General features: G+C 33.7%; 11 protein-coding genes, 4 pseudogenes and 1 other annotated feature. Of the genes and pseudogenes, 11 read left to right on the top strand and 4 right to left on the bottom strand.

Annotation, left to right across the window (positions count from 1 at the left end):
* Positions 1-85 precede the first annotated feature (85 nt).
* Positions 86-813: pseudogene (locus Q0Y84_RS05435) on the top strand (SDR family oxidoreductase).
* An 8-nt stretch (positions 814-821) separates the two neighbouring features.
* Here Q0Y84_RS05435 and Q0Y84_RS05430 read toward each other — a convergent pair.
* Entirely contained in the window at positions 822-1208 is a 387-nt protein-coding gene (locus Q0Y84_RS05430; RefSeq protein WP_297951523.1) for a transcriptional regulator, read from the bottom strand.
* Positions 1209-1291: 83 nt separating this feature from the next.
* The gene (locus Q0Y84_RS05425) at positions 1292-1675 is read right to left on the bottom strand and encodes a LysR family transcriptional regulator (RefSeq protein WP_297951522.1); all 384 of its coding nucleotides are present in this window, start codon (positions 1673-1675) and stop codon (positions 1292-1294) included.
* 126 nt (positions 1676-1801) lie between these two features.
* Here Q0Y84_RS05425 and Q0Y84_RS05420 point away from each other — a divergent pair.
* From Q0Y84_RS05420 to abc-f, 4 genes and pseudogenes are all read left to right on the top strand, one after another.
* Positions 1802-2206 (top strand): annotated as a pseudogene (locus Q0Y84_RS05420) (flavodoxin family protein).
* Positions 2207-2219: 13 nt separating this feature from the next.
* A pseudogene (locus Q0Y84_RS05415) lies at positions 2220-3248 on the top strand (alcohol dehydrogenase catalytic domain-containing protein).
* Between the two features lie 4 nt (positions 3249-3252).
* Entirely contained in the window at positions 3253-4104 is an 852-nt protein-coding gene (locus Q0Y84_RS05410; RefSeq protein WP_297951521.1) for an alpha/beta hydrolase, read from the top strand.
* 258 nt (positions 4105-4362) lie between these two features.
* On the top strand, positions 4363-5874 hold the full coding sequence (gene abc-f / locus Q0Y84_RS05405) for a ribosomal protection-like ABC-F family protein (protein WP_297951520.1): 1512 nt from the start codon (positions 4363-4365) through the stop codon (positions 5872-5874).
* 291 nt (positions 5875-6165) lie between these two features.
* Here abc-f and Q0Y84_RS05400 read toward each other — a convergent pair whose 3' ends face one another.
* Positions 6166-6849, bottom strand: coding sequence for a TMEM175 family protein (locus Q0Y84_RS05400; protein WP_297951519.1), 684 nt, complete (start codon positions 6847-6849; stop codon positions 6166-6168).
* Between the two features lie 163 nt (positions 6850-7012).
* On the opposite strand from Q0Y84_RS05400, the pseudogene Q0Y84_RS05395 reads away from it, so the two are divergent.
* From Q0Y84_RS05395 to Q0Y84_RS05370, 6 genes and pseudogenes are all read left to right on the top strand, one after another.
* A pseudogene (locus Q0Y84_RS05395) lies at positions 7013-8105 on the top strand (low temperature requirement protein A).
* Positions 8092-8715, top strand: a complete 624-nt coding sequence (locus tag Q0Y84_RS05390) for an NUDIX hydrolase (RefSeq protein WP_297951518.1) — start codon at positions 8092-8094, stop codon at positions 8713-8715. Before Q0Y84_RS05395 ends, Q0Y84_RS05390 begins: the two are co-directional and overlap by 14 nt.
* Before the next feature lie 112 nt (positions 8716-8827).
* Positions 8828-9625, top strand: coding sequence for a Fic family protein (locus Q0Y84_RS05385; protein ID WP_297951517.1), 798 nt, complete (start codon positions 8828-8830; stop codon positions 9623-9625).
* Between the two features lie 59 nt (positions 9626-9684).
* Positions 9685-9931: a binding site (T-box leader), on the top strand.
* A 59-nt stretch (positions 9932-9990) separates the two neighbouring features.
* Positions 9991-11367 (top strand): branched-chain amino acid transport system II carrier protein, encoded by a 1377-nt coding sequence (brnQ, locus tag Q0Y84_RS05380; RefSeq protein ID WP_297951516.1) that lies wholly within the window; start codon positions 9991-9993, stop codon positions 11365-11367.
* A gap of 302 nt (positions 11368-11669) precedes the next feature.
* Entirely contained in the window at positions 11670-12317 is a 648-nt protein-coding gene (locus Q0Y84_RS05375) for a hypothetical protein (RefSeq protein ID WP_297951515.1), read from the top strand.
* A gap of 22 nt (positions 12318-12339) precedes the next feature.
* The gene (locus tag Q0Y84_RS05370; protein ID WP_297951514.1) at positions 12340-12477 is read left to right on the top strand and encodes a hypothetical protein; all 138 of its coding nucleotides are present in this window, start codon (positions 12340-12342) and stop codon (positions 12475-12477) included.
* A gap of 54 nt (positions 12478-12531) precedes the next feature.
* On the opposite strand, the gene tpx is transcribed toward Q0Y84_RS05370, so the two are convergent.
* The gene (gene tpx / locus Q0Y84_RS05365; RefSeq protein ID WP_297951512.1) at positions 12532-13026 is read right to left on the bottom strand and encodes a thiol peroxidase; all 495 of its coding nucleotides are present in this window, start codon (positions 13024-13026) and stop codon (positions 12532-12534) included.
* Positions 13027-13282: the final 256 nt, after the last annotated feature.

Raw genomic sequence — 13282 nt, 5'->3', positions numbered from 1 at the left:
TTTAGCTATCGCAACTTGCTTACTTTTTAAAAGCATATATAATAGCTATCAAGAAAAACAATTAATTGTATCGAGGTAACGAATTATGAAAATGAATCTTGAAGGAAAACTTGCTTTAGTTACTGGTTCTACTAAAGGAATTGGGAAAGCTATTGCAATTGAACTAGCTAAAGAAGGAACAAATAATCATTAATGGTCGTCAAAAAGAAACTGTTGATGAAGTAGTAGCTGAAATTAAAGAAAATTATCCCGACACTATTCCTCAAGGTGCGCCATATGATCTTGAAGATGCCAAACGGCGTAAGGGGCTATTTGAAAAGTTTCCAGAGATTGATATTTTGGTCAATAATATGTGAATGTATACTCTGGCAACGCTTTAGCTAAGTTCTACTTACCTAAGATGTTTGATCAAGACTTTGGGCGAATCATTTCATTGCTAGTGAAGAAGCAATTATGCCATCAGGCAAAATGCCGCAATACAGTTTGACTAAGACAATGAATTTATCAATTGCTAAAAGTTTGTCAAAACTTACTAAGGGTACGCACGTGACTGTAAATACAATTATACCTGGCTCTACTCTTACTGAAAGTGTTGAAGCAATGATCAATGACATGTACAAAGATTCTGATCTGCCAAAAGAAGAATGGGAAAGTGACTTTATGAAGAATCACCGTCCACTTTCACAAATTCAAAGACTAATTCGTCCAGAAGAAATTGGCCGCTTTGTAACCTTTGTAGCTAGTCCATATGCGTCATCATTTTTAGGTGAAGCGCTTAGGCTTGATGGTGGATTGGTGCCAACAATTTTTTAATTCTGATCCTATTTGCTCCATTGATCTTGCGATTTTTCAATTAAAGTCATAACACGATCTTTATTTTGCTTTAAATAAGTTGCATAGAACTTTTGATGAGCTACTTTATCTGATAAAGGACGAACAGTTCGATTATTAGGTAAATTGTAGCCCCATTGAGAATCTAAGCTGGTTAAGTTAGTGGTGAAGAAAGGAAACACTGAATATTGTAGGATTTCACTATATTCAGTAGATTCATTTTGAAAAATGATCTTGCTATCTGGGATTTCATCATGATAGATCTTAGTCCAAAAGCCAATTGGAGAAGGACTTAAAATAGTTTTGCCTTTAAGCTTCTTGAAGGATAGTTCCTTATTTTTATTTAATTTGCATTCAGATTGAAGATTAACCGACATTGATTCTGTGCCTAGATAAGTTGAGGTAATATCACGGTCTTCAATTGGAAAATTAATTAAAACGCAAGTTAGTTGATGTTCACTTAGTAACTTTTCAAAGTTGTTTTCAAATTATTCTTAATCTGGATATTTTTATCATGTAGAGATCGGAGGACAATTCCTGGTTCTGGAGCATTAAAACCAACGACTAGGGTAGTCTGATCTTTGTCAAACTGTTTAACTTTTTTAGTGAAGTCTAAATTATTATTAATTAGTTTCTTTGCTTCGCGAGCGGTATATTTTCCCGTTTCACTCAAGTACAATTTGTTAGGTTTACGAATAAAAAGTTTTACGCCAAGTTCATCTTCTAATTTTTTCATAGAATGTGTCACAGCAGGCTGAGTCAAGCCAAGAACTTCTGCGGTTTTAGCGCTGGTACTATATTTAGCAAATGTGACTAATTCTTCCAGTAAGTAATTTTCAATCATTCTTATACCTCGTGACAGTAAATCTAATTTATCCTAGCATGAAAAAATGTGAATTTCCAAGAGGATTTATTCTTCGTATAATCATTTATGAAAATTGAAGTTAAAAATGTGAAAGAAGAATGACTTATGGTACGAGTAGTAATTTTAACAGGAAGTCCTCACTATAATGGCGCCTCTCAAAAATTAGTAGACAATTTTGAAAAAGGAATTAAGGAAGCTGGAAACCAAGTTTACCGTTATGATGCAGGGCAGCAAGGTGAAAGTCAGCCACATTTTTTACAACTTGAACACGTACCAGGGATGGAAGTTGGAATTACAGATAATGATTTAGTAGAAAAAGAAGTAATGCCTAAATTATTAGATGCAGATATTGTTGTTTTAGTATCATCGCTTTATTACTTTATGCATAAATTGAGCGACTATATGCGCTGACAAATGATTGATGAAATTTATGCCGATGATTCTTGGAATGATCAAAAATTAGCAAAATTTGCCCAAAAGGCTTATAAATTAGGTAAGAGTATTAAGTAAGGAGATTGTATTTATGAAATATGCAGAATTTGTTAAAGCTGGAGAAATGAAGCTTGTTAATAAACCAATACCAAAAATTGAAACAGCTGACGATGTCATCATCAAAGTGCTTCGGACTCGCGTTTGTGGTTCAGATTTAGGGGCATACCGTGGTTTAGAAGAACAGGTCATGAAAATGATGGTCACGAAATTATCGGAATTATTGAAGAAACTGGAAAAGATATTACTTCTGTAAAGAAAGGTGATTTCGTCATTGCACCATTTACTCATGGTTGTGGTCATTGCCGTGCATGCTTAGCTGGATTTGATGGTGTATGCATGAGTCATGATTTAGGTGATAATTTTTCAGTCGGCTATCAAGCTGAATATGTTCGCTTTCAGCATGCACAATGGTCATTAATTAAAATTCCTGAAAAACCTGAAGATTACAGCGAAGAAATGCTTAAATCATTTTTGGCATTAGCTGATGTGATGGCAACCGGATATCATGCGGCTCGTGTAGCTAATGTAAAGCCCGGCGATTCAGTAATTGTTTTAGGTGATGGTGCTGTGGGATTATCGGTAATTATTGCTGCTAAATTGTGCGGAGCTAAGCAAATTGTTTCTACAAGTCGCCACTCAAACCGTGAAAAGTTAGCGCGTGAATTTGGTGCAACTGATAATGTGGTTGAACGTGACGAAGGAGGTATTCAAAATCTAACTAATATTACCCGCGGCGGAGCTGATGCAGTCTTAGAGTAAATTATCAAATGAAGAAGCTATCCAAGTAGGTCGTCCTGGGGCGATCGTTGGCCGTGTTAGACTTCCTCATGGAGCAGAATTAAATCCTGGATTGATCTTTTACGAGAATATAAGTGTTGCTGGTGGGCCAGCTTCTGTAACTACGTATGATAAGGAAGTTCTACTTAAAGCTGTTTTAGATGGTGAGATTAATCCAGGTAAAGTCTTTACTAAAACATATGATTTAGCTCAAATTAATGAAGCTTATCAAGATATGGTTGATCGCAAGGTAATTAAGTCATACATCAAGGTTAGTGATTAATAATATGAAAAGGAAAAATTTATTTATCTTGATAATCGCAAGCATCATGTTGATTTTACCGGGATGCGAAAATAAAACTAATAATAGTAGTAAAAAAGTTAGAATTGATTCTACGCCAACTTTGTTCTTCCATGGTGGTGGCTCCTCTTATAGAGCTGAAGAGCATATAGTTGATGCTGCAAAGAAGGTTGGTGTAACTAAGTCAGTTCTTCGTGCAGAAGTATCGAAAACGGGCAAGGTTACATTAGTTGGCATGTGGCCTAAAGATGCTAAGAACCCAATCTGTGAAGTCAATTATGAAGATAATCGTCAGCTCGATTTTAATAAACACGCTGCGTATGCGACAAACGTTATCCAGGCATTGCAAAAGAAGTATAAGTTTAAGAAGATCAATATGGTTGGTCATTCTTTAGGCAATATTTCAATTATTTATTACATGCTGCGAAATGGAAATAATAAAAAAATGCCGCAAATCCAAAAGCAAGTTGATATTGCAGGACATTTTGGCGGTTTAACTTTTGATGGAATTCCTAATTCAATTAAGCAGCCTAGCGGGATGAAATTGAATAGCAAGGGAAAGCCTAATAAGATGAACTCAACTTATCAGCAGATGACAGGTGTAAGAGAACTTTATATGAAAAAGCATGTTCAAGTCCTAAATATTATTGGCGATATTGGAAATCGCAGTGATGGTCGCGTAGAGAATATTTCTTCATTGTCTCTGCAATATTTAATTGGTGATGGTAACAGTACTTATAAAGTTGAAAAGATTAATGGCAAAAATGCACAACATTCAAAACTGCATGAAAATGCTCAAGTTGATCAAGCGTTAATTAACTTTTTGTGGAATAAATAGAGTTACTTAATATATCTATTGTAAAAGAATAGAGCAAATGCTATTATTACAGCATAATATATTCAATGGAAGAAGGGTTTAGGTTGCGCTTTTAATCTTGTAATTAGCATCATAGTCCAAATAGTAATTTATGTTATGGAGAGACTATGTACTTTTAGCAAGATTAAAGCTCAGGCCTTCGATGATTACAATTCGTTTTCGTAAGGAGAGAGTCTATACTTGCTAGAAGTATAGGCTCTTTTTGTGCGAGGTGGTTGAATGAGTAATCTTAAGATTAGCAGGCTATCTTTTGAATATGAAGACAGCAATAGATATATTTTTGAAAATCTGAACTTAGATCTTGATACTGATTGGAAATTAGGATTGATTGGTCGAAATGGAAGAGGCAAAACTACTTTCTTAAACCTACTTCAAGGTAAGTATCGTGGAGCTGGTCAAATTCAAGCCAATGTTAGATTTTCATATTATCCTGTAAAAATTCAAAATGCTAAAAGCATTACTTTTTATGAGTTACAAGATCAGGTTACCTTTGAACAATGGAAATTGGAACGAGAGTTAACTCGAATGAATTTAGATCCTAATTTATTATGGCAGCCTTTCAACACTTTGAGTGGTGGTGAACAAACCAAAGTTTTGTTGGCTTTATCATTCATAGATCAAGATTCTTTTCCTTTAATTGATGAACCAACTAATCATTTAGATGAAGCAAGTCGTAAACAAGTGGCAGAGTACTTAAATAAGCATGATCAAGGCTATATTGTGGTCAGTCATGATCGAGATTTTTTGGATCAGGTAACTGATCATATATTAGCGGTTGAAAACACAGTAATTCATTTGTATCAAGGAAATTATTCGACTTATGAGGTAACTAAAAAAAGGCGAGATGATTTTAATCGTGAGAAAAATAAAAAGCTTGAAGGGCAAGTAAAAAAATTGAATCAGGAAAAAGTACAATTTCATAATTGGGCGGCTAAAATAGAAGCACGTAAGAAATTAGGGATGAAAACACAACATATCATCAATCGTCGGACTAGATTAAATAAAGGAGCGATTGGGCATCAGGCTGCAAAGATGATGAAGAAATCAATTAATGCGCGTAATCGTATGGATAAGAAAATTGCAGAAAAAGAAGGGATGTTAAAGAATATTGAAGATGTACCGTCTCTTACTATGAATTTTCAAGCAGATTATCATCATGAGATTCTGCAGCTTAATGATCTCGGCTTGAAATTAAAAGCTAGTAGAGAACTATTTAAAAATTTGACTTTGTCTCTGAATAATCATGAAATTATTGCTATTGAAGGCAAAAATGGTTCTGGAAAATCAACACTGATTAAGTATTTGCTGGGTATCTCTCAAAATCTAATTGCAGAAGGTAATTATAAGTTAATAGAAAATTTGAAAATCTCGTATTTACCACAAGAATTTGTAATGTATAGCGGATTATTAAAAGATTTTGCTAGAAAATATCATTTGTTTTATGAAGATTTATTGAGTAATCTTAAAAAAATGGGATTTGCGCGTGCTGATTTTGCAACTAGAATTGAAAAAATGAGTATGGGACAACAGAAACGAGTAGCTTTGGCCAAGTCATTGACAGAACCTGCCAATTTATATTTATGGGACGAGCCAGCAAATTATTTAGATGTATTCAATCAGGATCAATTAATTACGCTTCTTAAGAGTGTGAAACCAGCAATGCTATTAATTGAGCATGATCCTTACTTTATTAAATCGGTAGCTGATCAGCAGATTAAATTAACAAATTAGCTGGATGTTTCTATAAAATAATTTTATTAGGAAAAGTAAAATTGTAAGATATATTGGTTGGAAAGTACAATTATCATGGGCATAATGAGCTGTAGAGGTGATAAACATGAAGAATGAATTTTGTCACGATAAAATGAAATGTCAAAAAAATTGTCCTTGTGCAGATAAAGATGGCATTTGCCACTGCAAAATGATAAATAGTAAAGAATGTGTTTGCAAGAGTCACTGTAAGGGACAAGAAAAGTAATAAAAGAAGCGGCAAAGTCTACTGCCGCTTCTTTTAAATAGTAATTACATAATTTTGTTACGTTTAACTGGAAAAAAGAATGAGATAACTGGAACTATTAGATAAAGAATCATTGCTAGTTTGGCATTGAATAATGACAGAATGATCAATACTACATTTAAAAACAAAGTAACTGTCATTTTTCTAATAAAGGAACGACTAATAATAATCCGCATGATTTGAGAATAGCGAGCAGTGTTTTTAGCACCGAAATATTGAATTAGATATTCTAAGATTTTAGCAATCAAAAAGACAATTCCAAAGTTGGCAACGGCAAAAGATGAATTTTCAGCCATGATCCATTTCGTCATGACTGGTAAAAGCGATAAATCCGCTAGGAAAAAGAAATCAAGAATTGCAATCGCTTTTGAAGGTTTGAAAATATAATATGAAAAAGATAAATGTAGATCATACCAGAAGTCTGCCACAATAAAAAAGGTGATTAAAAAGACAGCAATATTGCTAATGAACTGTTGATAATGAATTTCATGAAATGCAGGCTGAATTTCTAAGACGATAATTGTAATGATAATGGCCATTACACCATCATTAAAAGCTTGCAAGTGTTCACGTAGACTTTCAGGTTCTTTCTTTTGGGCCTCAGCTAATTCTTTCTTGACATTTTTTAATTTATCTTTCTCTTGGTCTGAGAACTGATTAAAATTGTGCTTTCTGAGATTTCTTGGCATAGTTATTCCTCCGAATCAAATTAATTTAATAATCAATAGTAACTTTAGCATAATTTTTTTACGATCAAGCTAAAAATTGATACTTACAGATTAATATCATAATTTGTTTTTTAGACAAATATAAAGCATGATAGACAGTAATCGAATATTAGGAGGGACTAGTTTGAAAAAAATAATCGCTAAGCCTGTGGGAATGTTTGAATTATTCTATGACTTGATTTTTGTATATGCAATTTCTCGAATTACCACAATGATTCATCATCCTGTTAATGGTAGTATTTCTTTAGTTACTTTTCTTCAATTTTTGTTGGTTGTAATCGTAGTAATGCAAGTTTGGCTTTATCAAGTTATCTATTTTAACCGATATAGCAAAAATAAATTTTTAGATATTGGCGGTTTAGTTTTAAATATGTTTGTAGCAGTTTATCTGGCTAACAATATTAATACTGAATGGCGAATTACTTTTCACTATTTTAATATTGCAATGGCTGTTATGATCCTAATTTTATTTTGCCAGTATCTATTTGTAAAAGCAGATAGTAATGATAAACAAGCCTTTTTAATTATTTTAGGATTGGAATTTATCTTAATTATTGTAGAATTAATCATCGGCTGTCCTGTTGGGATTTATTTTTGTATAAGTGGTTATATAGTTGGCTTTATTTTGCCGTTGTTTTTAAAAAGGATGTTTAAAGCTGAACGAGTAAATTTCCCACATTTGGTAGAGAGTAAGCTTAATCGTAATTATTGCCTTTGGTGAGGCTATTGTTAATTTGACAAGTTATTTCAATAGTAAGACACCGTTAGTTTATGCTGCTTCATTGTTTTTATCTCTAGTCTTAATGTTTGCAAGCTATGTAGTCTTATCAGGTAAATTAATTGATCATCATCAGATAAGTAATGGCTTTATTTTAATGTATAGTCATGTTGCAATTGTAGTAGCAATACTTTTGTCAACAGTAGCAATACTCTATTTACAGGTGCAGGGTATAAATAAGACTTTTTTATTCTTCCTGATTATTTTTTTCATGGCCTTATATTATTTCTCTTTAGCTATAAATCAGGTATATAACAAGGGTGAATGTCGATTTAGTATTCGTGATTTGTTAACTTTGCTACTAATTTTTGCACTAGGAGTAAGTTATTCGTGGTTTGTGATAAAATCTGAAATAGGTACTTCGATTTGCCTTTTAATTTGGAATTTAGTATTTTTCTTAGAATTTTATATTAGAGGTAATAAACATGAGTTTAGATGATCAATTTACTAAATGGGCAACAGATTTACAAAGTTTAGCTCAAGCAGGGCTGCATTATGGGCATGATATATTTGATCGTGAACGCTATGAAGCAATCCGTAAAATCGCAGGTGAAATGATGGTAGCTAAGACAGGATTGCCTAAAGAACAAATTAAAACACTTTTTTTAGGCGATGAAGGCTATCAGACACCCAAGCTTGATACGCGGGCAGCTATTTTTAAGGATAATAAGATTTTACTTGTTCGTGAAAAAATGACGCGGGAATGGTCCTTGCCAGGTGGCTGGAATGATTATGACCAAACTACAGCACAAAATTGTGTGAAAGAGGCATATGAAGAGGCAGGTAGAGTAGTAAAACCAGTCAAAATTATTGCAGTTCAAGATCGCAATCATCATAATAAACCGATTTTGGCCACTAGCATTACGAAGATATTTTACTTATGCAAAGAAATTAGTGGAGAATTTAAGCCGAACGATGAAACTGACGCCTGTGATTATTTTGCATTAGATAATTTACCGAAGCTTTCGCTTGGTCGAAATACTGAGAAACAAATTGCTATGTGCTTTGCGGCAAATAATGATCCTAATTGGCAGACTCAGTTTGAATAGGAGATTTTTTAAAATAGAAATATAAATCAAACGTTATAATTTAAAAAATGGCGTTTTTTTTAATTATGAAGTAAAATGTTAACAAAAAATTTAGCAGATTTGAGGTGAAAACATGGAGAGTAAAAAATTAACTGACTTACTTAATAAAATGAATGAGTACCGTCCTTTAGATAAGGATCAAGTTAAAGCACTTGAACAAGATATCCGAATTGACCATGTTTGGTCCTCTAATGCTATTGAAGGAAGTACCCTAAATAAATATGAAACTGCTTCTATTTTAAATAAGGGCATGACAGTGCATGGTGAGGCAGTCAAAGATGTGCTAGCAGCGATTGATCTAAATGAAGCATATGACTATATGATAGATCTCGCTGGTAGAGATCAGTCGCTGACTCAAGGTATTATTCGTGATTTAAATCGTCTTTCAATTGCTAAAACACATCCTGATTGGGCAGGTGTTTATCGGGTAGTAGAAGCTTGGCCAAATGGCTTAGAAACTGAACCGTATTTAGCTCCATTTGAAATTGAAGCAGCGATGGGAGACTTAGTAGATTGGGCAAACGAAAACAAGGATAAGCTTCATCCAGTTCAATACGCGGCAGATTTACATTTAAAGTTTGTTTCAATTCATCCTTTTAGAGATGGCAATGGCAGAACAGCTAGATTATTAATGAATCTGGCTTTAACTGAGGTAGGCTATCCAGTAGTTAATGTTTTTCCTGATGAAAAATTACGCAATCGTTACATGGATGTTTTAGCAAAAGCAAGAAGAGATAATAATGCTAAAATCTTTGAAGATTTGATTGCTGAATATACAGAAGCAGCATTAACAAAACGAATAAAAATCTTGCAGTTAAACGAACATAATATTGAACAAGCAAGAAAAGAGACAAATTTAAAAAATAAATAAAAAAATTGTTGACAATAATTATATTTTGATTAAAATAGTTATTAGTAAATTTAATAAATCTGAAAACAAAGAGAAAGAAGAGTAATTTAAACTTAATTTGCAGCGAGTCTCGTTGGGTGTGAGGAGATAAATTCTAAGTTTAAGTGAAAATCACTTTCGAGTTCTAATTCTTAACTTAAAGTAAGAAGGAGTGGGAGCACCCATTATAGTGCCTACGTATCGTCAAGTAATTGACTGTACGTGAAAGGTATTGCTAGCAATAGTGATATAAATAAAGGGTGGTACCACGCTCAAAGCGTCCCTCAGTTGCAATTTGTAGCTGAGGGGCTTTTTTTGTTTATCAGGGATGTTTTGGAGGAGAAAAAATGACAGATCATACATCGAAAAAACTTACATGGAAAAATTACCTCGTTGTTGCTTCCTTGCTGTTTGGATTATTTTTTGGGGCCGGTAACTTAATCTTTCCATTACATTTAGGACAACTAGCCGGAGCAAATTGGGGAACAGCCGCAGTTGGCTTTTTGATCACTGGGGTTTTACTACCGTTATTATCTGTATTAGCAGTAGCAATTACTCATGCAGACGGAGTATATGATATTGGTAAGCCGCTGGGTGCCGGATTTGCAGTAGTATTTATGGTTTTAATCCATGCTACAATCGGACCATTGTTTGGTACCCCAAGAACCGCAACTGTTTCTTTCACAGTTGGTATTGCGCCATTTATGCCTAAGAATATGCAAAGTTCTGCTTTACTTATTTTCTCAGCTTTATTCTTTTTAGCTGCTTTTGCTTTTTCTTATCATCAAAACAATATCTTGTCTAACGTTGGTAAGGTATTAAATCCACTATTCTTAGCACTATTATTTTTGGTGTTCCTTGTAGCATTTGCTCGTCCTTTGGGTAATCCGCAAACTGCGGCAGTAACTGCTGCTTATAAGCATGGAGCATTAGTAAATGGCTTCTTAGAAGGTTATAACACAATGGATGCTTTGGCAGGTTTGGCCTTTGGGGTCACGGTTGTTACAGCTGTTCGTGGCATGGGACAAAAAGATGCTAAAAGTGTCTCAAAAGTTGTTGCCAAGTCAGGTGTCTTGGCTGTTTTAGCAATCGGTTTTATCTACTTGTTATTGATCTTAATGGGTGCAATGTCACTCGGACGCTTCGCAGTTTCTGATAACGGTGGAGTAGCTTTTAACCAAATCGTTAATGTTTATGGCGGTGTCTTTGGTCAAGCTTTACTTGCATTCTTATTGACAGTCACTTGTTTAACTACCGCTGTTGGTTTAGTTGCTGCTTTTGCGCAAGACTTTCATAAGCATTTTCCAAAGGTAAGCTACCACGTTTGGCTAGCGCTTAGCTGCTTGGCATCATTCTTAGCTGCTAATTTTGGTTTGGATCAAATCATTTCGTGGTCAACACCGATGTTAATGTTCTTATATCCTTTATCAATGGTTTTGATCTTGTTATCAGTTTGTTCACCATTATTTAATAAATCAGGCGTAGTTTACTTCTTTGTAATCTTGTTTACTATTGTACCAGCCTTAGGCGATATGGTGGTTGCTTTCCCAAGTGTGGTTAGTCAAAGTTCATTTGGTTTAGCAGTGGCTTCACTTAGAAGTCATTTACCACTTGCTAGCATGGGCTTATCATGGTTAGTGCCAGCACTAGTAGGCCTAGCAATTGGTTTAGTTGTATATCATGTTAGAAATAAAAAGACAGTACCGGTTTTAAAAGAAGACTAAAATTTGTGTATTTTAGATGAAGGCAATGATTGCCTTCATCTTTTTGCTTCTGGGATGAATAATTGTGAATAGACATGATAAAATTAAACTGAAATTATTTTAATAAAGAAAAACCACATGCTTCAAATATGATATGGTACTAACTTAACACCAGAAATTAAAGAAAATAGTTAAAAACTCATTGATCAATATGCTAAATATGTGCCAGCAAGAATAGAGCGGATTACAAATACTTTGAAAAATTTCTATGTATTTTTGAGTGGAGTAGGTCTTATTCGTAAAACTGATAGTAAAGAAATAAGGTGAATATTGACGGGGTAGTTGAAGAAATTAATTCATACTCCAATCAAGGCCTAGATGAGGATTTGATAAACGATATGATAGAGGCGATTGAAGCAAATCCGAAAAAGATTTTGGAACTTGAAGAGTTAGACCTGTCTCCTCAGGATTTGTCTAGAGTCTTAGAAGGCTTGCGAATAAATCTTGAGAATCATGACAAAAAGCAGAAAACACGAAAAAAGACAATTTTTGAAAATCAAACTCGCAATCGAGCTACCTATGAGATTAGAGTAAAATTAAAGTCTTTAAAACCATCTACTTGGCGTAGATTTATTATTAGTGGCAATACATCCGTAAAAACATTAGAAGTTGCCATGCTAGATATGTTTAATGCTGATTTTGGGCATATGTTTGATTTGCTGAATAAAAAGACGCAGGAACGCTTTGAAAATGCAAAAAGTATCGCTGAAGCGGAAGATTGGAATTCGGCTACAGGCATAGATTATGAAAAAGCTAAGGTCTCATATTTTGAAAAAGGTGATAAGTTATTATTAACCTATGATTATGGCGATAGCTGGGAATTTGAAGTAGATATTAAGAATATCACTACTGATCAAACAGCTCTTAAGTATCCAAAAAATACTTTCTGGAAAAGGTTATGGAATAATTGATGACATTGGTGGCGTATGGTCTTTGCAAGATTATTACGATACGCCTAAAGATAAAGTAGATCCTGAAATGATTGATTGGTTAATGGGTGGAGAAGCAATTAATTTAGATAATTTTGATAAGGAAGAGCTTAATCAACGAATGGAACAATACAAGAACTAAAGAAAAAAGGTTACCTTAGCATATGTGTATGTACTGAGGCAATCTTTTTTAATTTTACAGCAACTTTCTCAACTCATTTACAGCAGTATTATAATCAGGCTCATGTGTAATCTCATCAACAACTTCACGATAAATAATTTTACCATTAGGATCAAGAATCCAAACACTGCGTGCTAATATTCCAGATGCTGGTATTAGTAAGCCAGTAGCTTTACCAAAAGATAATTTTTCATCAGACACTAACTGCATATTTTTAACACCTTCAGCTGCGCACCAGGCTTGTTGGTCTTTGCTAGTATTGGTTGAAATAGTTAAAAAGTTAACGTCAGGAAACTGATCCATTGTTTTGTTAAAAGTCTTAGTCTGAATACTGCAAACTGGAGTGTTGATGTCTGGCACAACGCTGATTAAAGTATTTTTACCTAACAAATTATCTTTAGTAACTTCTTGCTTATTTTTGGCTAAAACTGTAAAATTAGGCATTTTATCGCCAACCTTAGGTGGCGTACCAATTAATTCAACTTCTTTTCCTTTAAAAGTAACTTTCATGAAATTCCTCCTTTTATTATCTTTTAACTTAAATATAGCAAAGTCAGATCAGTAACTTAAATATTTAGCCTACAGATATTAATTTTTAAAATTTCACTTTTGAATTTTAGCATCTTGTATTTTGAATTAAACCACTTATTTAAATAATGGACTATAGAAGTCTTTCTTTTTGTATTCTAGGCTCTTTGTCAAATCCTGTTGATAATGAGTAAATGAATAGAATCAAGCAACCATTAAAAGGCTGTTTGGTTCTTTT

It is taken from the genome of uncultured Lactobacillus sp., assembly GCF_947367125.1.
Taxonomy (GTDB): Bacteria; Bacillota; Bacilli; order Lactobacillales; family Lactobacillaceae; genus Lactobacillus.
Note: the sequence above shows the minus strand (reverse complement) of the source record. Positions and strands in the feature narration are given on the sequence as shown.

What these genes read in the sequence shown, in the direction of transcription:
- Q0Y84_RS05430 (WP_297951523.1), bottom strand. Translation starts at nt 1,208, where the DNA reads ATGTCGGTTAATCTTCAATCTGAATGCAAATTAAATAAAAATAAGGAA.
- Q0Y84_RS05425 (WP_297951522.1), bottom strand. Translation starts at nt 1,675, where the DNA reads ATGATTGAAAATTACTTACTGGAAGAATTAGTCACATTTGCTAAATAT.
- Q0Y84_RS05410 (WP_297951521.1), top strand. Translation starts at nt 3,253, where the DNA reads ATGAAAAGGAAAAATTTATTTATCTTGATAATCGCAAGCATCATGTTG.
- abc-f (WP_297951520.1), top strand. Translation starts at nt 4,363, where the DNA reads ATGAGTAATCTTAAGATTAGCAGGCTATCTTTTGAATATGAAGACAGC.
- Q0Y84_RS05400 (WP_297951519.1), bottom strand. Translation starts at nt 6,849, where the DNA reads ATGCCAAGAAATCTCAGAAAGCACAATTTTAATCAGTTCTCAGACCAA.
- Q0Y84_RS05390 (WP_297951518.1), top strand. Translation starts at nt 8,092, where the DNA reads ATGAGTTTAGATGATCAATTTACTAAATGGGCAACAGATTTACAAAGT.
- Q0Y84_RS05385 (WP_297951517.1), top strand. Translation starts at nt 8,828, where the DNA reads ATGGAGAGTAAAAAATTAACTGACTTACTTAATAAAATGAATGAGTAC.
- brnQ (WP_297951516.1), top strand. Translation starts at nt 9,991, where the DNA reads ATGACAGATCATACATCGAAAAAACTTACATGGAAAAATTACCTCGTT.
- tpx (WP_297951512.1), bottom strand. Translation starts at nt 13,026, where the DNA reads ATGAAAGTTACTTTTAAAGGAAAAGAAGTTGAATTAATTGGTACGCCA.